This is a genomic window from Cupriavidus sp. 30B13, from assembly GCF_049059565.2.
Classification (GTDB): Bacteria; Pseudomonadota; Gammaproteobacteria; order Burkholderiales; family Burkholderiaceae; genus Cupriavidus.
This window is the reverse complement of sequence record NZ_CP188223.1, coordinates 3,209,108-3,233,094: the sequence shown is the minus strand read 5'-3', so window position 1 is coordinate 3,233,094 and position 23,987 is coordinate 3,209,108. Positions and strand designations below refer to the sequence as shown.

General features: G+C 67.0%; 22 protein-coding genes. 20 read left to right on the top strand and 2 right to left on the bottom strand.

Going from position 1 to position 23,987, the window contains the following annotated elements:
- The first annotated feature begins 2 nt into the window (after positions 1-2).
- Genes hemC through ACKI2N_RS14885 form a run of 3 tightly spaced genes read left to right on the top strand, consistent with a single transcriptional unit; the run spans position 3 to position 4,412 of the window.
- Complete coding sequence (hemC, locus tag ACKI2N_RS14895; RefSeq protein ID WP_420993421.1) at positions 3-1,004, top strand: hydroxymethylbilane synthase; 1,002 nt, start codon at positions 3-5, stop codon at positions 1,002-1,004.
- Between the two features lie 9 nt (positions 1,005-1,013).
- Complete coding sequence (gene hemDX / locus ACKI2N_RS14890; RefSeq protein ID WP_420993420.1) at positions 1,014-3,218, top strand: fused uroporphyrinogen-III synthase HemD/membrane protein HemX; 2,205 nt, start codon at positions 1,014-1,016, stop codon at positions 3,216-3,218.
- A 3-nt stretch (positions 3,219-3,221) separates the two neighbouring features.
- Positions 3,222-4,412, top strand: coding sequence for a heme biosynthesis protein HemY (locus ACKI2N_RS14885; RefSeq protein WP_420993419.1), 1,191 nt, complete (start codon positions 3,222-3,224; stop codon positions 4,410-4,412).
- A gap of 24 nt (positions 4,413-4,436) precedes the next feature.
- Here ACKI2N_RS14885 and ACKI2N_RS14880 read toward each other — a convergent pair whose 3' ends face one another.
- A complete protein-coding gene (locus tag ACKI2N_RS14880) occupies positions 4,437-6,002 on the bottom strand; it encodes a cryptochrome/photolyase family protein (protein WP_420993418.1) in 1,566 nt (521 codons plus the stop codon).
- Between the two features lie 140 nt (positions 6,003-6,142).
- Here ACKI2N_RS14880 and ACKI2N_RS14875 point away from each other — a divergent pair, with 140 nt between their 5' ends.
- The 7 genes from ACKI2N_RS14875 to ACKI2N_RS14845 all read left to right on the top strand — a co-directional run bounded on the left by ACKI2N_RS14875 (position 6,143) and on the right by ACKI2N_RS14845 (position 11,803).
- Entirely contained in the window at positions 6,143-6,856 is a 714-nt protein-coding gene (locus tag ACKI2N_RS14875) for a 16S rRNA pseudouridine(516) synthase (protein WP_420993417.1), read from the top strand.
- A 105-nt stretch (positions 6,857-6,961) separates the two neighbouring features.
- Entirely contained in the window at positions 6,962-7,534 is a 573-nt protein-coding gene (locus ACKI2N_RS14870) for a YqgE/AlgH family protein (RefSeq protein WP_020206186.1), read from the top strand.
- Positions 7,527-7,964 (top strand): Holliday junction resolvase RuvX, encoded by a 438-nt coding sequence (gene ruvX / locus ACKI2N_RS14865; protein WP_420993416.1) that lies wholly within the window; start codon positions 7,527-7,529, stop codon positions 7,962-7,964. The genes ACKI2N_RS14870 and ruvX overlap by 8 nt, the downstream gene beginning before the upstream one ends.
- Positions 7,961-8,488 carry a bifunctional pyr operon transcriptional regulator/uracil phosphoribosyltransferase PyrR gene (gene pyrR / locus ACKI2N_RS14860; protein WP_420993415.1) on the top strand — a complete coding sequence of 176 codons (528 nt, stop codon included), beginning with the start codon at positions 7,961-7,963 and terminating at the stop codon, positions 8,486-8,488. Before ruvX ends, pyrR begins: the two co-directional genes overlap by 4 nt.
- Before the next feature lie 126 nt (positions 8,489-8,614).
- Positions 8,615-9,586: an aspartate carbamoyltransferase catalytic subunit gene (locus tag ACKI2N_RS14855; protein WP_020206189.1), complete on the top strand. Its 972-nt coding sequence runs from the start codon at positions 8,615-8,617 to the stop codon at positions 9,584-9,586.
- 57 nt (positions 9,587-9,643) lie between these two features.
- On the top strand, positions 9,644-10,918 hold the full coding sequence (locus ACKI2N_RS14850) for a dihydroorotase (RefSeq protein WP_420993414.1): 1,275 nt from the start codon (positions 9,644-9,646) through the stop codon (positions 10,916-10,918).
- Positions 10,919-10,939: 21 nt separating this feature from the next.
- Positions 10,940-11,803: a lysophospholipid acyltransferase family protein gene (locus ACKI2N_RS14845; RefSeq protein WP_420993413.1), complete on the top strand. Its 864-nt coding sequence runs from the start codon at positions 10,940-10,942 to the stop codon at positions 11,801-11,803.
- 10 nt (positions 11,804-11,813) lie between these two features.
- Here ACKI2N_RS14845 and ACKI2N_RS14840 read toward each other — a convergent pair whose 3' ends face one another.
- Positions 11,814-12,668, bottom strand: a complete 855-nt coding sequence (locus ACKI2N_RS14840) for a symmetrical bis(5'-nucleosyl)-tetraphosphatase (protein ID WP_420993412.1) — start codon at positions 12,666-12,668, stop codon at positions 11,814-11,816.
- Between the two features lie 210 nt (positions 12,669-12,878).
- Here ACKI2N_RS14840 and rfbB point away from each other — a divergent pair, with 210 nt between their 5' ends.
- The 10 genes from rfbB to ACKI2N_RS14790 all read left to right on the top strand — a co-directional run bounded on the left by rfbB (position 12,879) and on the right by ACKI2N_RS14790 (position 23,986).
- The gene (gene rfbB / locus ACKI2N_RS14835) at positions 12,879-13,928 is read left to right on the top strand and encodes a dTDP-glucose 4,6-dehydratase (protein WP_420993411.1); all 1,050 of its coding nucleotides are present in this window, start codon (positions 12,879-12,881) and stop codon (positions 13,926-13,928) included.
- Between the two features lie 5 nt (positions 13,929-13,933).
- Entirely contained in the window at positions 13,934-14,866 is a 933-nt protein-coding gene (gene rfbD, locus ACKI2N_RS14830; protein ID WP_420993471.1) for a dTDP-4-dehydrorhamnose reductase, read from the top strand.
- Positions 14,863-15,414 (top strand): dTDP-4-dehydrorhamnose 3,5-epimerase, encoded by a 552-nt coding sequence (gene rfbC / locus ACKI2N_RS14825; protein WP_420993410.1) that lies wholly within the window; start codon positions 14,863-14,865, stop codon positions 15,412-15,414. The genes rfbD and rfbC overlap by 4 nt, the downstream gene beginning before the upstream one ends.
- 68 nt (positions 15,415-15,482) lie before the next feature.
- Positions 15,483-17,402 carry a polysaccharide biosynthesis protein gene (locus tag ACKI2N_RS14820; protein ID WP_420993409.1) on the top strand — a complete coding sequence of 640 codons (1,920 nt, stop codon included), beginning with the start codon at positions 15,483-15,485 and terminating at the stop codon, positions 17,400-17,402.
- A gap of 416 nt (positions 17,403-17,818) precedes the next feature.
- Positions 17,819-19,180: a UDP-glucose dehydrogenase family protein gene (locus ACKI2N_RS14815; RefSeq protein WP_420993408.1), complete on the top strand. Its 1,362-nt coding sequence runs from the start codon at positions 17,819-17,821 to the stop codon at positions 19,178-19,180.
- Positions 19,181-19,195: 15 nt separating this feature from the next.
- Positions 19,196-20,146, top strand: a complete 951-nt coding sequence (locus ACKI2N_RS14810; RefSeq protein ID WP_420993407.1) for a UDP-glucuronic acid decarboxylase family protein — start codon at positions 19,196-19,198, stop codon at positions 20,144-20,146.
- Positions 20,147-20,179: 33 nt separating this feature from the next.
- Positions 20,180-21,181 (top strand): UDP-N-acetylglucosamine 4,6-dehydratase (inverting), encoded by a 1,002-nt coding sequence (gene pseB, locus ACKI2N_RS14805; RefSeq protein ID WP_420993406.1) that lies wholly within the window; start codon positions 20,180-20,182, stop codon positions 21,179-21,181.
- Positions 21,178-22,326, top strand: a complete 1,149-nt coding sequence (gene pseC / locus ACKI2N_RS14800; protein ID WP_420993405.1) for a UDP-4-amino-4,6-dideoxy-N-acetyl-beta-L-altrosamine transaminase — start codon at positions 21,178-21,180, stop codon at positions 22,324-22,326. The genes pseB and pseC overlap by 4 nt, the downstream gene beginning before the upstream one ends.
- Positions 22,323-23,219: an aldo/keto reductase gene (locus ACKI2N_RS14795; protein ID WP_420993404.1), complete on the top strand. Its 897-nt coding sequence runs from the start codon at positions 22,323-22,325 to the stop codon at positions 23,217-23,219. The genes pseC and ACKI2N_RS14795 overlap by 4 nt, the downstream gene beginning before the upstream one ends.
- Positions 23,216-23,986: a cytidylyltransferase domain-containing protein gene (locus ACKI2N_RS14790; protein ID WP_420993403.1), complete on the top strand. Its 771-nt coding sequence runs from the start codon at positions 23,216-23,218 to the stop codon at positions 23,984-23,986. Before ACKI2N_RS14795 ends, ACKI2N_RS14790 begins: the two co-directional genes overlap by 4 nt.
- Position 23,987: the final 1 nt, after the last annotated feature.

The following is a 23,987-nucleotide window of genomic DNA, read 5'->3' as shown; positions in this document are numbered from 1 at the left end:
GGATGCAAGCATCCGTCTCCCAGTCCCCTTCCGGCGCCGCGCCGCGCAAGCTTGTCATCGCCTCCCGCGAAAGCCGTCTGGCGATGTGGCAGGCCGAGCATGTGCGTGCTGCGTTGCAACAATACTATCCCGCGTGCGATGTGTCCATCCTGGGCATGACGACCCGCGGAGACCAGATTCTAGACCGTACGCTGTCGAAAGTCGGCGGCAAGGGGCTCTTCGTCAAGGAGCTGGAGATCGCGATGGCCGAAGGCCGCGCCGACCTCGCCGTGCACTCGCTCAAGGATGTGCCGATGGAGCTACCCGCCGGGTTTGCGCTGGCCGCCGTCATGGAGCGCGAGGATCCGCACGACGCGCTGGTCTCGGCGCGCTTCGGCTCGCTCGGCGAGATGCCCGCCGGCACCGTGGTGGGCACTTCCAGCCTGCGCCGCGAGGCCGCGCTGCGCGCGCGCTACCCGCACCTGGAAATCCGCCCGCTGCGCGGCAACCTCGACACGCGCCTGGGCAAGCTGGACCGCGGCGACTACGCCGCCATCATCCTGGCCGCGGCCGGGCTCAAGCGCCTGGGCCTGGCCGGCCGCATCCGCGCCGTGCTCGACCCGGTCAGCTCGCTGCCGGCCGCCGGCCAGGGCGCGCTGGGCATCGAGATCCCCGCCGGCCGCCCCGAGCTGGCCGCCTGGCTCGCCCCGCTCAACCACGCGCCGAGCGCGCTGGCGGTGACCGCCGAGCGCGTCGTGGCGCGCCTGCTGGGCGGCTCCTGCCAGGTGCCGCTGGCCGCGCACGCGCGCTGGGACGGCGCGCAGCTGCATATCGATGCCTTCGTGGCCATGCCCGACGGCAGCCGCAGCGTGCGGGCCAGTGCCTCGGCGGTGGTCGAAGGCGAGGACGCGGTGGCCCGCGCCGAGGCGCTCGGCAATGCGGTCGCACGGGACTTGCTCGGCCAGGGCGCCGACGGCATCCTGGCCGCGCTGGCGGACCCGGCTTCGCCGCAAGCTCCTGCCTGAGGCCGGCACATGCCCCGCCCGACCGTCGTTGTGACACGACCCGCCGGGCAGTCCCGGCAACTGACCGAGGCGCTCTCGGCAGCCGGCCTGGACGTGCTCGGCTTTCCCCTGCTGGCGATCGGCCCTGCGGCCGACGAGGGCCCGCTGCGCGCCGCGCTGGCGCAACTGGCGGACTTCGCGCTGGTGGTGTTCGTCAGCCCCAATGCCGTGGCCTTCGCGCTCGACGCGCTGGCCCAGGTGCAGGACAAGCCCGCGGCGCGCTGGCCTGACACCGTGCCGCTCGCGGTGGTCGGCCCGGCCAGCGTGGCCGCGCTGGCCGAACGCGGCATCGCCGCGCCCGGCTACCGCGTGATCGCGCCCGCGGGCAGCCAGGCGCAGGAGGCGGGCAACGCCGGCAACGACAACGGCGACGGCGCTGACAACAGCACCGACAACGGTGCCGACAACGGTGTCGACAACGGCGACACCCGCTTCGACTCCGAGTCCCTGTGGCAGCAGATCGAAAGCCAGCTCGGCGCCGCGGCGCTGGCCGGGCGCCCGGTGCTGATCATCCGCGGCAACGGCGGGCGCGACTGGCTGGCCGAGCGCCTGCGCGGCGCCGGCGCCGAGGTGCGCGCCGTCGAGGCCTACCAGCGCTCCGTGCCCGCGCCCGGCAGCATGCAGTGGCAAGCCGTGCGCGATGGCCTGAAGCCGGGCGCGCCGCCGCAGGCCTGGCTGCTGACCAGCTCCGAGGCCGTGCGCAATCTCGACGGCATGGCCCGCGAGGCGCTCAGCCCCCAGGAGCTGGCGGGCCTGCGCCAGGTGCAGTGCATCGCGCCCCATGCGAGAATCGCCGAGCAGGCCGCCGAGCTGGGCTTTGTCCATGTGCTGCGCGCCGCGCCGGGGGACGAAGGCCTGCTTGCCGCGTGCCGCCAGTGGGCCCAGGCCCATGCCGGCCCGCCGGCGCCGATGCCGGTGCTGCCCGCCGCCGCGCCCGTGGCGCCCGTGGTGCCCATGGCGCCGGCCCCGCCCCGGGGCGAGCCGGACGGCCCCGCTGCCGTCATACCGTCAACCACGTCAACCACGTCAACGAAGGCCGATCGCGTGACGCAAGAACATACCGCTACCGCTCCTCCCGCCACCAGCCCGCCGCCCGCGGCGCAGCCCGCCCGCGGCGCGGCGCGCGTCAGTCCGTGGTGGCCGCTGCTGGTCCTGCTGCTCCTTGCCATCGGCGGCGGCTTCTGGTGGCTGCAGAACCGCGTCGAGCACCTCACGCAGGAGCTCGCGCGGCGCCAGCAGAGCAATGACGCGCTGGTGCAGGAAACGCGCGTGCTGTCGCGCAATGCGCAGGACACCGTCAAGGAGTTGCAGGCCAAGGTCGGCGCGCTCGACGGCCAGCTCGGCGAGGCGCGCGACAAGCAGTCCGCGCTGGAACAGGTCTACCAGGACCTGATGCGCAACCGCGACGACTGGGAGATCGCCGAGATCCAGCAACTGCTGACCAACGCCGGCCAGCAGCTCCAGCTGACCGGCAACGTGCAGGTGGCGCTGGCCGCGCTGCAAAGCGCCGACACCCGCCTGGCGCGCACCGACAAGCCGCAGTACAACCTGCTGCGCCGGGCCATCGCGCGCGACGTCGCGCGCATGAAGGCGGTGCCTGACACCGACCTGACCGGCGCGGCCATCAAGCTCGACGAAGCCATCAACCAGATCGACACGCTGCCGCTGCTGTCCAGCGAGCGCATGCTCGAGCGCAGCGAGGCCGACGCGCGCAAGGCCGAGGCCAGGCCCGAGGCCCGGGCGGAGAAAGGCGCCGGCGCCAGGAGCGGCGCGCGCACCGAGGCCGCCGCGGTATCGGCGGGCAAGGCCATCGGCAACTGGTTCGGCGGGCTGTGGGACAGCGTGCGCGACGAGCTGACGCAGGTCATCCGCATCCGCCGCGTGGACGACGCCCAGGCGCTGCTGCTGACCGGCGACCAGGGCTGGTTCCTGCGCGAGAACGTCAAGCTGCGCCTGCTCAACGCGCGCCTGGCGCTGCTGTCGCGCAACGAGCCGGTGTTCCGCAACGACCTGGCCGCCGCGCAGGCCATGATCGGCCGCTACTTCGATACCAAGTCGCGCCGCGTGCAGGCGACGCTGACACTGCTTAAGCAGGCGCAGGCCGGCGCCGTGTCGGTCCAGCTGCCGACCATGGCGGACAGCCTCGGCGCGCTGCAGGCGCTCAAGAAGGAGTAGCGCATGCGGCTTCTGTTCTGGGTGGCGATCCTTTTTGGCGGCGCGGTCGGGCTGGCGCTGTTTACGCAATTCAACCAAAGCAACGTGGTGCTGTTCTACCCGCCGTACCGGGTCGAACTGTCGCTCAACCTGGCGCTGGCCTTGCTGCTGCTGGCGTTCTTCGTGGTCTGGACCATCCTCACCACGGTGCGGCACCTGTCAGAGATGCCGGGCCGCGCGGCCGCCTACCGCGAGCGCAGCCGCATGAACCGCGCGCAGGCCGCGCTGCGCGAGTCGATCGAGAACCTGTTCGCCGGCCGCTTCGCCCGCGCCGAGCGCACCGCGCGCGAAGCCCAGGCCTGGCCCGAGCAGGCCCAGACCGCGGCGCTGATCGGCGCGCGCGCCGCGCACCGCATGCAGGAAATGGAGCGGCGCGACGCCTGGATGACGCAGGTCACCGACCCCGAGCGCGAACAGGCGCGGCTGGTGTCGATGGCCGAGCTGCTGGTCGACGCGCGCGATGCCGAAGGCGCGCTGGAAACCATCGCGCAACTGCAGTCGCAGGGCGCCCGCCAGATCCACGTGCAGCGCATCGCGCTGCGCGCGCACCAGCACCTGAAGAACTGGTCCGAGGTGCTGCGCCTGGCGCGCTCGCTGGAAAAGCGCAATGCCCTGCACCCCGTGCTGGCGCTGCGCCTCAAGCAACTGGCCTGCGAAGCGCTGCTGGAAGAGCGCCGCCACGACGGCGAGGCGCTGCAGGACCTGTGGCGCTCGCTGTCCGCCGACGAGCGCCGCGCCGCCCGCATCGCCGAGCCCGCCGCGCGCTACTTCGCCGCGCTCGGCCGCCAGGACGAAGCGCGCAAGATCGTGGAAGACGCGCTCAAGGTGAACTGGGACAGCCGGCTGGTGCTGCGCTATGCCGAATGCGCCGAGCCGGGACACGCGCTGCCGCAGATCCAGCAGGCCGAGAAATGGCTGGCGCAGCATCCGGTCGACGCCGACCTGTATTTCGCGCTGGGCATGCTGTGCCTGGGCGAGAAACTGTGGGGCAAGGCCCAGTCGAGCTTCGAGCGCGCGCTCAGGTATGCCGACGACGAATCGCAGCGCCGGCTGCGGGTGCGCGCGCACCTGGCGCTGGGCCGGCTGTACGAGGAAACCGAGCGGCCCGAGGAAGCGCAGAAGCACTATCGCGAAAGCGCCATGCTGTCGGCCTAGCGGCGGGGCCGGGCGGCCAGGCCGTCATGCCCCTTCCTCGCCCTCCGGCGCCTCCGGTGGGCGTTTCTCCGGGTGCTTCTCCTTTACCACCGCATAACGCGCCAGCGTCTCCTTGCGCGCCACGTCGTGCTGCACGAGCGGGCGCGGATAGTTCTCCCCCAGCTTCACGCCGGCCGCCGCCAGCACGTCGTCCGGCGCGGTCCACGGCGCGTGGACGTACTTGTCCGGCAGCCGCGCCAGCTGGGGCAGGTACTTGCGGATAAAGCGCCCCTGCGGATCGAACTTCTCCGACTGCGTGACCGGGTTGAAGATGCGGAAGTAGGGCTGGGCGTCGCAGCCGGTCGAGGCCGCCCACTGCCAGCCGCCGTTGTTGGCGGCCAGGTCGAAATCGTTGAGCTGCCCGGCGAAGTACTGCTCGCCGCGCCGCCAGTCCACGCCGAGGTCCTTGACCAGGAAACTGGCCGCCACCATGCGCAGCCGGTTGTGCATATAGCCGCTTTGCCTGATCTGCAGCATGGCCGCGTCCACCAGCGGATAGCCGGTGCGGGCGTCGCGCCAGGCCTGGAAATAGCGCTCGCCGGTGGCGCCGTCCGTCCAGCGGATGGCGTCGTAGGCCGGGTGGAAGGCGTGCCCGGCGGCCACGCGCGGATGGTGGTGCAGGATCATGAAATAGAAATCGCGCCAGATCAGCTCCGACAGCCAGGTCGCGGCGCCCGCGCTGTCGGCGCCGCCGCGCAGCACGGCTTCGTGGGCCGCGCGCGCCAGCGTGCGGATCGACAGCGTGCCGAAGCGCAGGTGCACCGAGAGGTAGCTCGGGCCGCGCAGGGCGGGGTAGTCGCGCCGCCGGGCGTAGTCGCCCATGCGCGCGCTGAAGTCGTCGAGCAGCGCGTGGGCGCCGGCGCTGCCCGCCGGCATGGCGATTTCGGCCAGGTTGGACGGCGCGAAGCCGAGCGCCTGCAGCGTGGGCAGCGCCCGCGCATGGGCCTTGGGGACCGGGGCGAGCGCCGGGAGGTAGGGCTCGACCGGGTAGGGCCGCAGGTCGAACGGCAGCAGCGCCTTGAGCCAGGCGTTCTTGTACGGCGTGAACACCGAGAACGGCGTGCCCTGGCCGGTCAGGATCTCGTCGCGCTCGAAGATCACCTGGTCCTTGAAGGTGAAGAAGACGCGGGAGGCGTCCGCCAGCGCCTGCCTGACATGGGCGTCGCGTGCGTGCGCGGCGGGTTCGTAGTCGTGGTTGGCGAAGACCGCCTCGGCGCCCAGCTCGGCGGCCAGCGCGGGGATGGCCGCGCGCGCCGCGGCATCGAGCACGATCAGGCCGCCGCCCGCTGCCTTCAGGGCGGCGTCCAGCGGGGCCAGCGAGGCGAGGATGAACTCGACGCGGCGGTCGGCGGCCGGGCCGCGCGCCAGCAGGGCAGCGAGGATGTCGCGGTCGAACACGAACACGCACCACACCTGGCGGCAGTGCTTGAGGGCATAATGCAGCGCCGCGTGATCGTCGGCGCGCAGGTCGCGCCGGAACCAGACCAGGCCGCGTTCGAACCGGCGGTCGATCCGGTAGGGCTGGCGCGCGGCGGCGGGCAGGGCAGGCAAGATCGGCACTCCTCGGGATGAAGCCTGCTACCCTAGCATAGGGCTCGCCGGCTGCCACGCCGCGGCCCGCAGGGTTGCACGCATTTCCCGGTTTTCCGGATTCACAGAACTCCAGTATTCCAGACAGCAAGAAGCAAGACATGGCCACCACACTCGACCGCATTCTCCAATCGCAAGGCTTCGGCACCCGCCGCTACTGCGGCGACCTGATCGGCGCCGGCCTGGTCGAGGTCGACGGCGTGCTGTGCGAAGACCCGCGCGCGCAGTTCGAGATCGACGGGCTGCGCCTGACCGTCGACGGCGAGGAATGGATCGGCCACACCAAGGCCTACCTGATGCTCAACAAGCCGGTGGGCTACGAGTGCTCGCAGCGCCCGCGCCACCATCCCAGCGTGTACAACCTGCTGCCGGTGCCGCTGCGCCAGCGCGAGGTGCAGGCGGTGGGCCGGCTCGACCAGGACACCACCGGCCTGCTGCTGCTGTCGGACGACGGCCAGTTCATCCACGCCCAGACCTCGCCCAAGAAGAAGGTGCCCAAGGTCTACGAGGTAACGACCGCCGAGCCGGTCACGCAGGCCCAGGTCGGCGCGCTGGTGGCCGGCGTGCAGCTGGAGGACGAGCCGGCGCCGATCGCCGCCGTGGCCTGCGAGGCCACCGGCGAGCGCAGCCTGCGCCTGACCCTGTCGGAAGGCAAGTACCACCAGGTCAAGCGCATGGTGGCCGCGGCCGGCAACCACGTCGAAGCCCTGCACCGCAGCGCCATCGGCGGGCTGGTGCTGGAGCCGGCACTGGCGCCGGGCGAGTGGCGCTGGCTGACGCCGGACGACCTCGCCGCCCTCACGCGCAAGGAATAGGGCACGCGGCGACGCGCACCCGGGACCGGAAAGCGTCGCCATGCTGCACCGCGGCATGGGTGAATCTTTTCCGGACGGACGGCTTTGATTTGATAAAATGCAGGGATGGCGACGCTGGAAGCCCCAATCAACCTCACCAATCAGTTCCTGATTGCCATGCCCGGCATGGCAGACCCGACTTTTTCGGGTTCCGTCGTCTATTTGTGCGAGCACAACGACCGCGGCGCGCTGGGCCTGGTGATCAACCGGCCTATCGACATCGACATGGCCACGCTGTTCGACAAGATCGACCTCAAGCTCGAGATCCAGCCGGTGGCGCAGCAGCCCGTGTACTTCGGCGGCCCGGTGCAGACCGAGCGCGGCTTCGTGCTGCATGATCCGGTCGGCATCTATGTCTCGTCGCTGGCCGTGCCCGGCGGGCTCGAGATGACCACCTCCAAGGACGTGCTGGAAGCCGTGGCCAACGGCAGCGGCCCGCACCGCTTCCTGCTCACGCTGGGTTATGCCGGCTGGGGCGCCGGACAGCTTGAGGACGAGCTCAGCCGCAACGGCTGGCTGACGGTCCAGGCCGATCCCGAGATCATCTTCAGCGTGCCGCCCGAAGAGCGCTTCGCCGCCGCCATCCGCCTGCTGGGCATCGACTTCACCATGCTCTCGGGCGAGGCCGGGCATGCCTGAGGGCGCAGCGGCGTCCACGCCGCGCCCGCTGCCCGCCGACGGTACCGTCCTGGCCTTCGACTACGGCGAGAAGAAGATCGGCGTGGCGCTCGGCAACTTCATCACGCGCGAGGCGCGGCCCCTCGTCATCCTGCCCAACCCCACCGTGGAAGCCCGCTTCGAGGCGGTGGCCGCGCTCGTCAGGGAATGGGCGCCGGTGCGGTTCGTGGTGGGCATGCCGGTCAATCCGGACGGCGGCGAGCAGCCTTCGATGCGGCTCGCCCGCCGCTTCGGCAACCAGCTCAACGGCCGCTTCGGCCTGCCGGTGGAGTGGGTGGACGAACGCTACACCTCGCGCCTGGCCCAGATGGCCGGCTACCGGCCCGGCGAACTCGACGCCGAGGCCGCCCGACTTATCCTGCAACAGTACTTCGACCAGCATCCCCTATGACCCAGACTCCCTCTCCAGACGCCGAGGCGCTTTACCGCACGCTGCGTGACCAGGTGCAGGCCGCGCTGCCTGCCGCCGAGCGCGCGCAGTGGTCGGTGGCCGGCATTTATTCCGGTGGCGCCTGGATCGCCGAGCGGCTGGCCGCCGACCTGCAGCTGGCCGGCCACGGGGTCATCAACGTCGCCTTCCACCGCGACGACTACGCCAAGAAGGGCCTGCACAGCCAGGCTCAGCCGACCACGCTGCCGTTCGACGTGCAGGACCGCAGGATCCTGCTGATCGACGACGTGCTCGCCACCGGCCGCACCATCCGCGCCGCCGTCAACGAACTGTTCGACTACGGCCGTCCGGCCCGCGTGGCGCTGGCCGTGCTGGCCGACCGCGGCGGCCGCGAACTGCCGGCCGCCGCCGATTTCGTCGCCGCGCACATCGAGCTGCCGCCCGGCACCACGCTGGTGCTGTCGCACCAGGGCAGCGGCGCCGGCATGCGCTTCGCCTTTGCCGTCGAGGCCACCGGCAACTGAGGCCGCCCGCAGGCCGGGCCGGCGCGCGGGCAACTGCCCGGCACGCGGGCCCGGCCTGCAAGCTCAGCAACGAACAAGTCCGCTCCAGACCAGCCAATCGCCGCCGCCCGGCTCTCTTCCACTGCCATGATCAAGACGTTTCGCAACCCGCAACTGACCAAGAACGGCGAGCTCAAGCATCTGCTGTCGATCGAAGGCCTGTCGCGCGAGATGATCGCGCACATCCTCGACACGGCCAGCCAGTTCGTCTCGCTGTCCGATTCGGACCGCGACGTGAAAAAGGTGCCCTTGCTGCGCGGCAAGAGCGTGTTCAACCTGTTCTTCGAGAACTCCACGCGCACCCGCACCACCTTCGAGATCGCCGCCAAGCGGCTCTCGGCCGACGTGCTCAACCTGAACATCAACGCTTCGTCCACCAGCAAGGGCGAGTCGCTGCTCGACACCATCAACAACCTGTCGGCAATGTCGGCCGACATGTTCGTGGTGCGCCATGCCAGCTCCGGCGCGCCGTACCTGATCGCCGAGCACGTCGCGCCGCACGTGCACGTGATCAACGCCGGCGACGGCCGCCACGCGCACCCCACCCAGGGGCTGCTCGACATGTACACCATCCGCCATTACAAGCAGGACTTCACCAAGCTCACGGTGGCCATCGTGGGCGACATCCTGCACTCGCGCGTGGCGCGCTCCGACATCCACGCGCTGACCACGCTGGGCGTGCCCGAGGTGCGCGCCATCGGCCCGCGCACGCTGCTGCCGTCCGGGCTGGAGCAGATGGGCGTGCGCGTGTTCCACAACATGGAAGAAGGGCTCAAGGGCGTCGACGTGGTGATCATGCTGCGCCTGCAGAACGAGCGCATGAGCGGCGCGCTGCTCCCGTCCGCGCAGGAATACTTCAAGGCCTACGGCCTCACGCCCGAGCGCCTGGCGCTGGCCAGGCCGGACGCCATCGTGATGCACCCGGGCCCGATGAACCGCGGCGTGGAGATCGACTCCGCCGTGGCCGACGGCCCGCAATCCGTGATCCTCAACCAGGTGACCTTCGGCATCGCCGTGCGCATGGCCGTGATGGGGATCGTGGCCGGGAACCACGACTGACCGCGACCGCCCCCGGGCGCCCAGCCAGAACAACCGAAACAAGCCAAGCGACACGATATGAAGATCCACATCAAAGGCGGCCGCCTGATCGACCCGGCCGCGAACGTCGACGCGCAGCAAGACCTCTACATTGCCGCCGGCAAGGTCGTCGGCGTCGGCAGCGCGCCGGCGGACTTCCACGCCAACAAGACCATCGACGCCAGCGGGCTGGTGGTCTGCCCCGGCCTGGTCGACCTCTCCGCGCGCCTGCGCGAGCCCGGCTACGAATACAAGGCCACGCTCGAATCCGAAGTGGCCGCCGCCACCGCCGGCGGCGTGACCAGCCTGGTCTGCCCGCCCGACACCGATCCCGTGCTCGACGAGCCCGGCCTGGTGGAGATGCTCAAGTTCCGCGCCCGCACGCTCAACCAGACCCACGTCTACCCGCTCGGCGCGCTCACGCTCGGCCTCAAGGGCGAAACGCTGACCGAGATGTCGCAGCTTACCGAGGCCGGCTGCGTCGGCTTCTCGCAGGCCGAAGCCCCGGTCCATAACACCCAGGTGCTGCTGCGCGCGCTGCAGTACGCGCAGACCTTCGGCTTCACCGTGTGGCTGCGCCCCGAAGACCCGTACCTCGGCGGCGGCGTGGCCGCCAGCGGCGCCGTGGCCTCGCGCCTGGGCCTGTCAGGCGTGTCGGTGATCGCCGAGACCGTGCGCCTGCACACCATCTTCGAACTGATGCGCAGCACCGGCGCTCGCGTGCACCTGTGCCGCCTGTCCTCCGCCGCCGGCATCGAACTGGTGCGCCAGGCCAAGCGCGAAGGGCTGGCCGTGACCTGCGACGTCAATATCCATCACGTCTCGCTGACCGACATGGATATCGGCTACTTCAACTCGCAGATGCGCTTCTCGCCGCCGCTGCGCAGCGGCCGCGATCGCGACGCCATCGTCGCCGGGCTGGTCGACGGCACCATCGACGCCCTGTGCTCCGACCACACTCCCGTGGACGACGACGAAAAGCTGCTGCCCTTCGCCGAGGCCTCGCCCGGCGCCACCGGGCTGGAACTGCTGCTGCCGCTGACGCTGCGCTGGGCCGAACAACACAAGGTCCCGCTCGCCAGCGCACTCGCCCGCATCACCTCCGAGCCCGCGCGCGTGCTCGGCCTGCCGGCCGGCACCCTGGCCAGCGGCAGCACCGCCGACATCTGCATCTTCGATCCCGAGCAGCAATGGAAGGTCGAGCGGCGCGCGCTCAAGAGCCAGGGCAAGAACTCGCCGTGGCTCGGCTACGACATGCGCGGCCGCGTGCGCACCACGCTCGTGAGCGGCCACGTCGTCCACGAACTGCACTGAACCGGTGCCGGAGAGCCTCGCATGATCTGGCTGCGCAAGACCGCGCTGATCCTCCACCTGCTGCGCGGCATCGTCACCTGTGCGGTGCTGTTCCCGTGGCTGGGCGCATCGTCCCGGCGCTGGCACATCCGGCGCTGGTCGCGCCGGCTGCTGCGCATCTGCGGGATCACGCTCGAAGTCCAGGGCCTGGAGCCCGGCGAAATGCCGCCGCGCGGCGCGATGGTGGTGTCCAACCATATCTCCTGGCTGGACATCTACGTCATCAACAGCTGGTACCCGCCGCGCTTCGTCGCCAAGTCGGAGATCCGCGACTGGCCGGTGATCGGCTGGCTGTGCGGCCATACCGGGACCATCTTCATCGAACGCGCCCGCAAGCGCGACGCGCACCGCGTGCTGCACGCCATCACCGACGTGATGCTGCAGGGCGACCTGGTCTGCGTGTTCCCCGAAGGCACCACCACCGACGGCACCAGCGTGCTGCCGTTTCACGCCAACCTGATGCAGGCGCCGATTTCCGGCGGACTGCCGGTACAGCCGGTCGGGCTGGCCTATCTCGCCGCCGCCACCGGGCAGCCGACCACCGCGCCCGCCTATATCGACGACCTGAGCCTGATGGATACGCTCAACGCGGTACTGCGCGCGGGACCGATCACGGCGCGCCTGAGCTTCGCTCCCGCGCTGCGGGCATCGTCGGCAAGCCGCCGCGAACTGGCCGAGGCCGCGCGGGAAGTGGTCAGCCACCTGAGCCAGGGAGCCCGGCAGCATGCCGTGGACGCGGTGGTGCGGGTCAATAGCGCCAGCGGCGCCGGTAGCGCGGCCGCGCCCGCCGACGACCTGTCCGGCCTCGCGGACGACGGCTCGCCCGCGCCGGCTACGTCGCAATAGACCGGCTGCGCTAGGCCAGCGGGTCGCAGTACTGCGGGCACTCGACCTGCACCAGCGTCCGCCCGGCCGGATCCGCCGCCAGCCGCGCGGCGGTCAGCTTGCCGCCCCAGACGCAGCCGGTATCCAGCGCCATCAGGTTCGGCCGCATCACCAGCCCGAGCGTGGACCAGTGCCCGCACACCACGGTGGTGTCCTCGGTGCGGCGGCCAGGGACGTCGAACCACGGCATATAACCCGCCGGCGAGCCGCCCGGCCCCTCCTTGGTCTTGAGGTCCATCACGCCATCCGCGCTGCAAAAGCGCAGGCGCGTGAGCGCGTTGACGACGACCCGGTGGCGCTCGATGCCGCGCAGATTGTCGTCCCAACGGTCGGCGGCGTTGCCGAAGATGCCGGCGAGGAAGGATTGCCAGTCGGGGCCCTGCAGCTGAGCTTCGATCTCCCGCGCCAGCTCCATGGTCTGGTCCGCGCTCCATTGCGGCAGCACGCCGGCATGGACGAGGAGGAAGCCGTTTTCATGGATAGCCATCGGCCGATGGCGCAGCCAGGTGATTAATTCGTCGCAATCGGGCGCGCCAAGAATGTCATCCAGCGTATCGCTGCGCCCGCGCTTGCGCACGCCGGCGGCCACCGCCAGGAAATGGATGTCGTGGTTGCCGAGGACGGATTCGGCCCGGGCACCGAGTTCGCGCACCGTGCGGAGGGTCCGCGCCGAGGCCGGACCACGGTTGATGAGGTCGCCGACGAAGCGCAGGGCGCTGTCGGGAGGCAGGCGGGAAAGCAGTTCGTCGAGCGAGCCGGCGCAGCCTTGGAGGTCGCCGATGGCGAAATGATGATTTTGGGTCACAAATAAGGGCCGGTTAAGCATTGCGCCAAGTCGTTGCCCGCTTGGCATTTGGCTGCACAGATACGTTACAACAGGCTACAAAAAGATGGAGGGGTATCTTAAGCGGGAGGATTCTGTCGGATAGAATACCGCCACTTCTGCAAATACTTAACATGACGCCGCCCTATCGGGTCAGGCGGAGACTTGGCACTCGCCGCGTTCTCGAATATCAGATAGCAGGGAGCACTGGTCTTGTCCCACATACTTGTCACTGGTGGTGCCGGTTTCATCGGCGCCAATTTCGTTCTTGACTGGCTGCGCGACGACAGCGCGGACGCGGTCGTCAACGTGGACAAGCTGACGTATGCGGGCAACCTAGAGTCCCTGGCATCGCTGCGGGGCAATAGTCGCCATATCTTCTGCCGCGCCGACATTTGCGACAGGGCGGCGCTGGACCAGCTCTTCGACAGGCACCGGCCACGCGCCGTGGTTCACTTTGCCGCGGAAAGTCACGTCGATCGCTCGATCGAAGGCCCGGGCGCATTCATTCAGACCAACGTCGTCGGCACGTTTACCTTGCTGGAGGCCGCTCGGGCCTACTGGCTAGGCTTGCCCGTCGCGGAACGCGAGGCTTTTCGTTTCCTGCAGGTGTCCACGGACGAAGTATTCGGTTCACTGAATAAAAGTGACCCTGCCTTCACGGAAACCACCGCCTACGCTCCGAACAGTCCATATTCGGCATCCAAGGCGGCCGCCGACCATCTTGTCCGGGCGTATCACCATACCTATGGCCTGCCGGTTCTGACCACGAATTGCTCGAACAACTACGGCCCTTACCATTTCCCCGAGAAGCTGATTCCGCTGGTCATCACGCGGGCCCTCGGAGGCGAGTCCTTACCGGTCTACGGCGATGGGCTCAACGTGCGGGACTGGCTGTACGTCGGAGACCATTGCGCTGCCATCCGAACGATACTGGCCCGCGGACGCCCCGGGGAAACCTACAACGTCGGCGGTGGCAACGAAAAAACCAATCTTGAGGTGGTGCGGAAGCTGTGCGATTTGCTGGACGAACTGCGGCCCAAGGCATCCGGCTCGTACCGGGAACAGATAACGTTTGTTGCCGATCGTCCCGGCCACGACAGGCGCTACGCCGTCGACTCGCAAAAACTCCAGGCCGAGCTGGATTGGACTTGCGCCGAGACTTTCGAGAGCGGGTTGCGCAAGACTGTCAGTTGGTATCTGGCCAATCAGCAGTGGGTTTCCCATGTGACCTCCGGGGCATATCGGAAGGCGCGAGAATGACTGATGTGCGCAATAAACCATTCCATGTGCCGACGCTTCTTGTAACAGGAAGCAACGGTCAGGTGGGATTCGAATTGCGGCGGTCCCTGGCTTCCCTGGGGCGCGTGGTCGCGCTCGACCGCGCCGCCTGCGATCTGACGCGCGCCGATCTGATCCGCCACGCCGTGCGGGAATGCCGCCCGGATGTGATCGTCAATGCGGCGGCGTGCACTGGCATGGACAGGGCCGAGACCGACGCGGAAGGCGCATTCGCCATCAATGCTACCGCCGTCGGCATTCTTGCCGAGGAAGCGAAACGCCTCGGCAGCCTGCTGGTGCACTATTCGACAGACTGTGTCTTCGATGGGCGCCAGGACGTTCCCTATGTGGAAACCGATGCTGTGAATCCCATTTCCGTGTACGGGCGGAGTAAGCTGGCAGGAGAGCAGGCCATCGCTGCCGTAGGGCCGGTTGCGCTTGTTCTGCGCACGAGTTGGGTGGCAGGCGTACATGGCAATAATTTTGCGAAAACGATGTTGCGCTTTGGCCGCGAGCAGGCCGCGATCCGCGTGATCCGGGATCGCTTTGGCGCCCCTACGGGCGCGGCCCTGATCGCCGACGTGACGGCCCAGATCGTGGCGCGGAGGTGGTTGTTCGGCGAGCGGCAGGCATTTCCGCAAGGGGTCTATCACCTTGCCGCGGCGGGCGAGACCAGCCCTTATGGGTATGCCAGGGAGGTGTTGCAGTATGCCGTGGACAAGGGTGTGGCGCTGAAGGCCGGTCCCGCGCAGTTGCAGGCGATTCCGGCAAGCGAATATCCGTTGCTGGCGGCCCGGCTGGCCAGTTCCCGCCTCGATACCGCCAAGCTGCGCGGGATCTTCGGCATCCATTTGCCGGACTGGCGGCTGGGCGTGCATCACCTGCTCGATCAGATATTGCCGGAGGCGAGCCAGCCATGAGCCTGAAAGCGACCTCTACCGCCCTGCCGGAAGTGCTGGTACTTGAACCGAAGCTGTTTTCCGATGACCGTGGTCATTTCTTTGAAAGCTTCAATGCGCGTGCGTTCGAAAACGCAACGGGTTTTGGCGGCATTTTTGTGCAAGATAACCACAGCCTGTCGGCCAGGAACGTGATTCGTGGCCTGCATTACCAGCTCGGGCCCCCGCAAGGGAAACTGGTCCGGGTCGTGGCAGGGGAAATCTTCGACGTGGCGGTGGATCTGCGGCGCCAGTCGCCTCGTTTTGGGCAATGGGTGGGAATGACGTTATCGCCCGAGAATGGCCGGCAACTGTGGATTCCGCCCGGTTTCGCGCACGGATTCCTGGTGTTATCGAGCGTGGCGGAAGTGATTTATAAGACAACAGAATACTGGAGCCAGAGCCATGAACGGACCATCGCATGGGACGAACCGCAGTTGGGTATTTCCTGGCCTCTTGAAGGGCGGCCGATTCAGTCGGAGAAGGATCGCCGCGGGGCTTTCCTTGCCGATGCCGAAGTCTTTGACTGAAGCGAGCGCCGTGGCCATGCCGGCGTGCGCGCCGGCAGCCCGCCGTGACGACTAATTCAAAAACAATCATGCTGCTCAAGAAAATCTCGGAGATGTCGCGTCAGAAGAAGATTCTTCTGATGCTGGTACTAGACTTCTTTCTGCTGCCGCTGTCGCTCTGGTCCGCGGTCGGGTTGCGCACGGATCATTGGCAGGTCAGCTCGCAATATCCGATCGGTCTGTATTTCGTTACCTCCCTCGTCGCGATTCCCGTCTTCATCAAGCTTGGCTTGTACCGGTCCGTGGTGCGGTATATGGAGGACAGGGCCATCCTGACCATCGTGGCCGCGGTCACCATTTCGATCGGCATATTCGGTTCGCTGATTTTTTTCCTCAATCTGTCCAACGTGCCGCGTGGGGCATTGCTGATCTACTGGCTGCTTGCCATCGTGTATATCGTCTGCAGCCGCTTTTTCGTGCGGGCGGCGTTCAGGATGCTGCCATCGTTCGGCCACCGCGAGCAGAAGGTCATCATCTACGGCGCTGGCGACGCCGGCCGCCAGCTTGCCGTCGCGCTGGGCGTGGGCAGCGAATACGAACCGGTGGCGTTTGTCGACGACGACGTCGCCAAGCGGGGGTTGAGCATCGCCGGGATCAAGGTCCACGGGGCGGACGAGTTGCCGGCGCTGGTCAAGCGGTTCTCGGTTCAGCAAGTGCTGATTGCCATCCCGTCGGCATCGCGCAGCCGGCGCATCGAGATCGTGAACGCGATCGAGCCGCTGGCTGTCGAGGTGCGCGCCGTGCCCGGCATGGCCGAGATGGTTTCCGGCGAGGTGCGCCTGGACGATGTGCGCGAGGTCGAGATCGACGAATTGCTGGGGCGCGACGTGGTGACGCCCAACAAGAAGCTGTTGATGAGCAATATCGACGGCAAGAGTGTCATGGTGACCGGCGCGGGCGGCTCCATCGGTTCCGAGCTTTGCCGGCAGATCATCAAGAACAACCCGCTGCGGCTGGTCCTGTATGAACAGTCGGAGTTTGCCCTGTACGCGCTCGAGTACGAGCTCCAGCAGACCATGGCGGCCAAGGGGCTGTCGATCGAGCTGGTGCCGGTGCTCGGCTCGGTGCAGAACGGCGAGCGGGTGTACGGGATCATGTCCCGCTACGGCGTGCAGACGATCTACCATGCGGCGGCGTACAAGCATGTGCCGATCGTCGAGTTCAACATGACCGAGGGCATCCTGAACAATACCGTCGGCACGCGCGTCACGGCGGAGGCGGCGATTCGTGCCAACGTCGAGGCGTTCGTGCTGATCTCGACCGACAAGGCAGTGCGCCCGACCAATGTCATGGGGGCCAGTAAACGCATGGCCGAGCTGTGCCTGCAGGCCTTCGCGCAGGAGCCGCACGTGCGCACGCGCTTCAGCATCGTCCGTTTCGGCAACGTGCTCGGGTCGAGCGGGTCGGTGGTGCCGCTGTTCCGGACGCAGATCGCGAGCGGCGGCCCGGTGACCGTCACCCACCCCGACATCATCCGCTATTTCATGACCATTCCCGAGGCCGCCCAGCTTGTCATCCAGGCCGGCGCGATGGGGGGCGACGGCGAAGTATTCGTGCTCGACATGGGCCAGCCGGTGAAAATCGTGGACCTGGCCCGCCGCATGATTCACCTGAGCGGATTCCAAGTGCGCGACGAAAACAATCCGGGCGGCGATATCGAGATTGAATTTACCGGCCTGCGCCCTGGCGAGAAGCTTTACGAGGAACTGCTGATCGGCGACGCCGTCAGTGGCACCGGTCATCCGCGCATCATGAAAGCGGACGAGTCCTGCCTGAGCCGCGAGAAACTCGACGAAGAAATGCGCAGCCTTATCGCGGCCTGCGATTGCAACGATTGCGAGGCGATCCGGAACATTCTGCTCGAATGCGTGTCGGGTTTCCGTCCCGACCGCGACATCAAGGACCACCTGCATGAAGAGCCGGCACCCCGTATCCGCCTGCTGCGCTGAAGCCGGAACGATGGTCTGGCCAAGGGCGCACGCCATGTGCCGGGCACGCCGCGCCACGCCGCCATTTCGTTTCGAGGCACTGAAACTATGGCAAAATGCCGGGAGTTTTTGTCCTGTGCCAGCCATGGGCAAGTGGGCAAGAGACGGAGGCAGGACGCGGTCTTGCGTCCTGTCGCAACCGCTCGCGCAGCCTTTCCCCTCGTCTTCCTCACCCGGCCGCAGATTCCTGCATGCCGGGCCGCAGCGCTCCAATCGAGTTATGAGCCGTCAATACCCGATTGCGCATCGGAAGATGTCTGTATTTAGAAATGTGAAGATTGGTAAGGCGGCGGGATTATTTTTCGGGAATGCGGAGTCATGGCGACGGAGCAGATTTTCCGGCCGCCGCTTTGTGTAAGCAAATATTGGCTTGAGAAATGAGAATTACTATTATCGGAACCGGCTATGTCGGGCTTGTGACAGGGACCTGCCTGGCCGAATTGGGCAACAATGTTTTTTGCCTTGACGTAGACGCCAAGAAAATCGATTTGCTCAACGATGGCGGGGTGCCAATCTACGAACCGGGCCTCAAGGCCCTGATCGACCGGAACCGCGCAGCGGGCCGCCTGAAATTCTCGACGGACGTGGCCGCCAGCGTGGCCCATGGAGATATCCAGTTCATCGCCGTCGGCACGCCTCCCGACGAAGACGGCTCTGCCGACCTGCAATACGTCATCGAAGCCGCCCGCAACATCGGCCGCCACATGGATGCGTTCAAGGTGATCGTCGACAAGTCCACGGTGCCGGTCGGCACCGCTGACAAGGTCAAGGCCGCGGTCGCGGAAGAACTGGCGAAGCGCCAGGCATCCCATCTCGACTGCGCGGTCGTCTCCAATCCGGAATTCCTGAAGGAGGGCGCCGCCGTCGAGGACTTCATGCGTCCCGACCGTATCGTGGTGGGCGTGCCCGCCGACGAGGCCGGCGACAAGGCAAAGGCGATGATGCGCGCGCTGTATGCGCCCTTCAACCGGAACCATGAGCGCATGTACTTCATGGACGTGCGTTCGGCAGAGTTCACCAAATATGCGGCTAACGCCATGCTGGCTACGCGCATCAGCTTCATGAACGAGCTGGCGAACCTCGCCGACCGCGTCGGCGCGGACATCGAACTGGTCCGTCAGGGTATCGGCTCCGACCCCCGCATCGGCTATAGCTTCCTGTATGCCGGTATCGGCTACGGCGGCTCGTGCTTCCCGAAAGACGTGCAGGCGCTGGCAAGGACCGCGGCGCAGTTCGGCCAGTCGATGCACGTGCTGGACGCGGTCGAGCAGGTCAACCAGGCCCAGAAGCGCGTGCTGATCGACAAGATCCTGGCGCGCTTCGGCAACGATCTGGCGGGCAAGCGTTTCGCCATCTGGGGCCTGGCTTTCAAGCCGGAAACGGACGACATGCGCGAGGCGCCGAGCCGCGTCATCATCCAGGAACTGCTCGCGCGCGGCGCCGTGGTGCACGCGCACGACCCCGTGGCGACCGAGGAGGCGCGCCGCGTGCTGGCCCAGGACCTGGCCGGCCAGCCGGAGGCCTTGCAGCACCTGCATTTCGCCGACCGGCCCGAGGCGGCCCTGGATGGCGTCGATGCGCTGGTGATCGTCACCGAGTGGAAGGCTTTCCGCAGCCCCGATTTCGAAGCCATGCGCAGCGAAATGAAGACCCCCCTGATTTTCGATGGCCGCAATCTTTTCGACCCGTCTTCGATGAAGAAACAGGGCTTCGAGTATTTCGGTATCGGCCGCTCCTAGAACAAAGTCTTGAACATGCGAAATTACAATTCCCGCCAGCGTATCCTGGTGACCGGCGGCGCCGGCTTTCTCGGCTCGCACCTTTGCGATCGCCTGATCGAGCAGGGCAACGAAGTGCTGTGCGTCGACAACCTGTTCACGGGCGCCAAGCAGAACATCGAACACCTGCTGGGCAATCCGCGCTTCGAGTTCATGCGCCACGATGTCACCTTCCCGCTGTTCGTGGAAGTGGACCAGATCTACAACCTGGCCTGCCCGGCCTCGCCTGTGCACTACCAGCACGATCCGGTGCAGACCACCAAGACCTCGGTGCATGGTGCCATCAACATGCTCGGCCTGGCCAAGCGGCTCGGCGCCAAGATCTTCCAGGCTTCCACCAGCGAAGTCTACGGCGACCCGGTCGTGCATCCGCAGCCCGAGGCGTACTGGGGCAATGTGAATCCGATCGGCATCCGTTCCTGCTACGACGAAGGCAAGCGCTGCGCCGAAACGCTGTTCTTCGACTACCATCGCCAGCACGGCCTGGAGATCAAGGTTGCACGGATCTTCAATACCTATGGCCCGCGCATGCACCAGAACGATGGCCGCGTGGTGTCGAATTTCATCATGCAGGCCCTGCGCGGCGAGCCGATCACCGTGTTCGGCGAAGGCAAGCAAACGCGTTCGTTCTGCTTTGTCGACGACCTGATCGACGGCTTCGTTGCCATGATGGACACGCCGAAGGAATTCACCGGGCCGATGAACCTGGGCAACCCTCACGAGATGACGATGCTCGAGCTGGCGACCCACGTCATCGAGCTGACCGGCTCGCGCTCGACCATCGAGTTCAAGCCGCTGCCGGCCGACGACCCCACGCAACGCCGCCCGGACACCCGCCTTGCCGAAGAAGTGATCGGCTGGAACCCCTCGGTGCATTTCCGCGACGGACTTGCCAAGACGGTCGATTATTTCAAGCGCTTTGTATAAGCGGCCCCGCTCATATTTCAGAAGAGATACGCAATGTTTGATAACAAGTCTATTTTGATCACGGGCGGTACGGGCTCGTTCGGCAAGAAGTACGCGCGCACCATTCTGCGCCGCTACAAGCCCAAGCGCCTGGTGATTTACTCGCGCGACGAGCTCAAGCAGTTCGAGATGCAGCAAGAGATCGACGCGCCGCCGATGCGCTACTTCATCGGCGACGTGCGTGACGGCGAGCGCCTTTCGCAGGCCATGCGCGGGATCGACTACGTCATCCATGCCGCCGCGCTCAAGCAGGTACCGGCCGCGGAATACAACCCGCTCGAGTGCATCAAGACCAATATCCACGGCGCCGAGAACGTCATCAACGCAGCGATCGCCAATAACGTCCACAAGGTGATTGCCCTGTCGACCGACAAGGCAGCCAACCCGATCAATCTCTACGGCGCGACCAAGCTGGCATCGGACAAGCTGTTCGTCGCGGCCAACAATATGGTCGGCGCCAACCAGACCTCGTTCGCTGTGGTGCGCTACGGCAACGTGGTCGGCTCGCGCGGCTCGGTGGTCCCGTTCTTCGAGCAACTGCTGGCCAGGGGCGAGAAGGAACTTCCGATCACGCACGCCGACATGACCCGCTTCTGGATCAGCCTGCAGGACGGCGTCGATTTCGTGCTGAAGAATTTCGAGCGCATGCACGGCGGCGAGATCTTCGTGCCGAAGATTCCGTCGATCCGCATTACCGACCTGGCGGAAGCGGTCGCGCCGGGCGTGGCCACCCGCGTGATCGGCATCCGCCCCGGCGAGAAGCTGCACGAGATCATGTGTCCCGCCGACGACTCCCACCTGACGCTCGAATTCGAGGACCATTACGTCCTGCGCCCGACCATCAAGTTCCACCACTCGGACATCGACTACACGGTCAATGCACTGGGCGAGACCGGCACGCGCGTCAGCCAGGGCTTCGAGTACAACTCCGGCAACAACCCGCATTTCCTCTCTCCGGAGGAAATCCGCGAATTCAACGCCAAGGCGATGGCATGATTCCCTACGGCCGGCAAGACATCTCGGCGGAAGACATCGAGGCGGTGGTAGCCGTCCTGAAGTCCGATTTCCTGACACAGGGCCCGGCGGTGCCGGCCTTCGAGGCCGCCGTCGCGGCCTATGTCGGCGGTGGGCACGCGGTTGCCGTCAACAGCGCGACTTCCGCCCTGCACATCGCCTGCATGGCGCTTGGCGTAGGACCCGGCGACACGGTCTGGACGACGCCGAATACCTTTGTCGCGTCGGCCAACTGCGCGCGCTACTGCGGCGCCTGCGTCGACTTCGTCGATATCGATGCGCGTACCTACAATATGTGTGCCGATGCGCTCGCCGCCAAGCTCGAGGAGGCCGCGGCGCGCAATGCGTTGCCCAAGGCGGTGATTCCGGTGGCATTCGCCGGCCAGTCCTGCGACATGAAGGCCATTCGCGCGCTTGGCGACCGGTATGGCTTCGCCATCATCGAGGATGCTTCCCACGCCATCGGCGGGCGCTACCTGGGCAAGCCGATCGGATGCGGCGACTACGCCGACATCACCGTTTTCAGCTTCCACCCGGTCAAGGTCATCACGACGGCCGAAGGCGGCCTGTGCGTGACCCGCCGCGCCGATCTGGCCGAAGCGATGCGCAAGGCGCGTTCGCACGGCATCACGCGCGACCAGTCCGAGATGACAGGGCCGGCCGACGGCGCGTGGTACTACCAGCAGATCGCGCTGGGCTACAACTACCGCATGACCGACATGCAGGCGGCGCTCGGCGTCAGCCAGATGCATCGTCTCGACGCCTTCGTGGCACGGCGCCACCAGATCGCGCACCGCTATGGCGAACTGCTGGCCGGAGCGGCGCTGACGGTACCCTACCAGCATCCCGACGGCTTGTCCGGCCTGCACCTGTATCCCGTCGTGCTGCACGATGCCGCGCGCCGCAAGGCCGTGTTCGACGCGCTGCGGGCCGCCGGCATCCACGTCAACGTGCACTACATCCCGGTCCATACGCAGCCGTACTATCGCGAACTTGGCTTCAAGCCGGGCGATTTTCCCAGGGCCGAGGCGTACTACGCCGGCGCGATCAGCCTGCCGATGTTCCCGGGGCTGAGTGACCAGCAGCAGGAATACGTTGCCTCCACCCTGCGCGGGATCCTTGCATGAAGCTGGCACTGGGAACCGTGCAGTTCGGATTGCCCTACGGCATCACGAATACCGCGGGACAAGTTTCCGAAGACGAGGTGGTACGCATCCTGCGCCGGGCCCGCGAGCTTGGGCTGGCGGTGCTCGACACGGCGGCGGCATACGGGCAGAGTGAAAGCGTGCTGGGCCGCTGCGCAGGCGAGGCGCACGCGTTCCGGCTCTATACCAAGACGTTGCCGCTCGGCGGGGCGGCGGCGGATGCCACCGCGGTCCGGCGCGTGGTGCAGGGCGTGCACGATTCCCTGCGCAATCTCGGCGTTGGCCGCCTGGATGGCCTGCTGGTGCATCACGCGGGCGACCTGCTGGGCGAAGGCGGGCAGGAACTGTACGCCGCGCTGCACGCGCTCAAGGCGCAAGGGCTGGTCGAGCGTCTCGGCGTATCGGTCTACAGCGTCGAAGAGGCGCGCGCCGCGACACAGCATTTCGGCATCGATGCCGTGCAGTTGCCGCTCAATGTCCTGGACCAGTCCTTCACCGGTTCCGGCGAACTGCAGCGCCTCAAGGCTGCCGGCGTGGAGATCCACACGCGCTCGGCATTCCTGCAAGGCATCCTGCTGTCCCAGCAGTTGCCGGCATTCCTGCATGCGCTGGCGCCCGGCTTTGGCCGCTTCCAGGCAATATGCAGGGAGGCCGGCGCGAGCCAGCTCGAAGGCAGCCTTGCGTTCCTGCGCCAGCAAGGCGCGATCGACCACGTCGTGGTCGGCGTGCTCGACCAGGGCCAGCTCGAGCAGATAGCCTCGGCCTGGGAGCGTAGCGCGGCCTGTCTCTCTCTCGATTTCGCAGAATGCAATATGGCGCCGTCGGCGGCCGTCACACCGTCGAACTGGCCCGCGCTGAAGAAGGAGCACCCATGACCGTGATGGCACTGCTGCAGGCGCGCACGAGCTCGACGCGCTTGCCGGGCAAAGTCCTGAAGCCGCTGCTCGGCGAGCCGATGATCCTGCGCCAGATCGAACGCCTGCGGCGCGCCCGCAACATCGGCCGCCTGATGGTGGTCACCAGCGACAGCCCCTCCGATGACGCGCTTGCGGCCTGCTGCGCCGCGGCCGGCGTCGAGGTGTTCCGCGGCAGCCTCGACGATGTGCTGGACCGCTTCTACTCGGCAGTGAGGGATATCCGGCCGGAACACGTGGTGCGGCTGACGGCCGATTGCCCGCTGGCTGATCCGGAGGTCATCGATGCCGTGATCGATTTCTATCTCGAGGGCGGCTACGACTACGCCAGCAACGTTCTGCCGCCCACCTATCCGGACGGGCTGGATGTGGAGGTATTCCGCTTCAGCGTGCTCGAGACGATCTGGCGCGAAGCCAGCCTGCCCTCGCAGCGCGAGCATGTGACTTCGTTCATCTACCAGCATCCGGAGCGCTTCCGGCTGGGCGGCCTCACGCGCGAAAAGGATCTTTCGTCGCTGCGGTGGACCGTGGACGAGCCCTCCGACCTGATGTTCGTCGAGGCCGTCTATCAGGCGCTGTACGGCGACAACCCCGCCTTCCTGATGGCCGACGTGTTGCGCCTGATGGCGCAGCGGCCGGAGCTGCTGGAGATCAACTCTGGCCAGGTCCGCAACGCAGGCTATCTCAAATCTCTTGTGCAAGACGACCAACTACCTCGAAGGGTGTGAA

What these genes read in the sequence shown, in the direction of transcription:
- pyrR (WP_420993415.1), top strand. Translation starts at nt 7,961, where the DNA reads ATGACCCAGACTCCCTCTCCAGACGCCGAGGCGCTTTACCGCACGCTG.
- rfbC (WP_420993410.1), top strand. Translation starts at nt 14,863, where the DNA reads ATGAGCCTGAAAGCGACCTCTACCGCCCTGCCGGAAGTGCTGGTACTT.
- ACKI2N_RS14795 (WP_420993404.1), top strand. Translation starts at nt 22,323, where the DNA reads ATGAAGCTGGCACTGGGAACCGTGCAGTTCGGATTGCCCTACGGCATC.
- ACKI2N_RS14815 (WP_420993408.1), top strand. Translation starts at nt 17,819, where the DNA reads ATGAGAATTACTATTATCGGAACCGGCTATGTCGGGCTTGTGACAGGG.
- hemC (WP_420993421.1), top strand. Translation starts at nt 3, where the DNA reads ATGCAAGCATCCGTCTCCCAGTCCCCTTCCGGCGCCGCGCCGCGCAAG.
- ACKI2N_RS14850 (WP_420993414.1), top strand. Translation starts at nt 9,644, where the DNA reads ATGAAGATCCACATCAAAGGCGGCCGCCTGATCGACCCGGCCGCGAAC.
- ACKI2N_RS14855 (WP_020206189.1), top strand. Translation starts at nt 8,615, where the DNA reads ATGATCAAGACGTTTCGCAACCCGCAACTGACCAAGAACGGCGAGCTC.
- ACKI2N_RS14790 (WP_420993403.1), top strand. Translation starts at nt 23,216, where the DNA reads ATGACCGTGATGGCACTGCTGCAGGCGCGCACGAGCTCGACGCGCTTG.
- ruvX (WP_420993416.1), top strand. Translation starts at nt 7,527, where the DNA reads ATGCCTGAGGGCGCAGCGGCGTCCACGCCGCGCCCGCTGCCCGCCGAC.
- ACKI2N_RS14870 (WP_020206186.1), top strand. Translation starts at nt 6,962, where the DNA reads ATGGCGACGCTGGAAGCCCCAATCAACCTCACCAATCAGTTCCTGATT.
- pseB (WP_420993406.1), top strand. Translation starts at nt 20,180, where the DNA reads ATGTTTGATAACAAGTCTATTTTGATCACGGGCGGTACGGGCTCGTTC.
- ACKI2N_RS14820 (WP_420993409.1), top strand. Translation starts at nt 15,483, where the DNA reads ATGCTGCTCAAGAAAATCTCGGAGATGTCGCGTCAGAAGAAGATTCTT.
- pseC (WP_420993405.1), top strand. Translation starts at nt 21,178, where the DNA reads ATGATTCCCTACGGCCGGCAAGACATCTCGGCGGAAGACATCGAGGCG.
- ACKI2N_RS14885 (WP_420993419.1), top strand. Translation starts at nt 3,222, where the DNA reads ATGCGGCTTCTGTTCTGGGTGGCGATCCTTTTTGGCGGCGCGGTCGGG.
- ACKI2N_RS14845 (WP_420993413.1), top strand. Translation starts at nt 10,940, where the DNA reads ATGATCTGGCTGCGCAAGACCGCGCTGATCCTCCACCTGCTGCGCGGC.
- hemDX (WP_420993420.1), top strand. Translation starts at nt 1,014, where the DNA reads ATGCCCCGCCCGACCGTCGTTGTGACACGACCCGCCGGGCAGTCCCGG.
- ACKI2N_RS14840 (WP_420993412.1), bottom strand. Translation starts at nt 12,668, where the DNA reads ATGCTTAACCGGCCCTTATTTGTGACCCAAAATCATCATTTCGCCATC.
- ACKI2N_RS14875 (WP_420993417.1), top strand. Translation starts at nt 6,143, where the DNA reads ATGGCCACCACACTCGACCGCATTCTCCAATCGCAAGGCTTCGGCACC.
- ACKI2N_RS14810 (WP_420993407.1), top strand. Translation starts at nt 19,196, where the DNA reads ATGCGAAATTACAATTCCCGCCAGCGTATCCTGGTGACCGGCGGCGCC.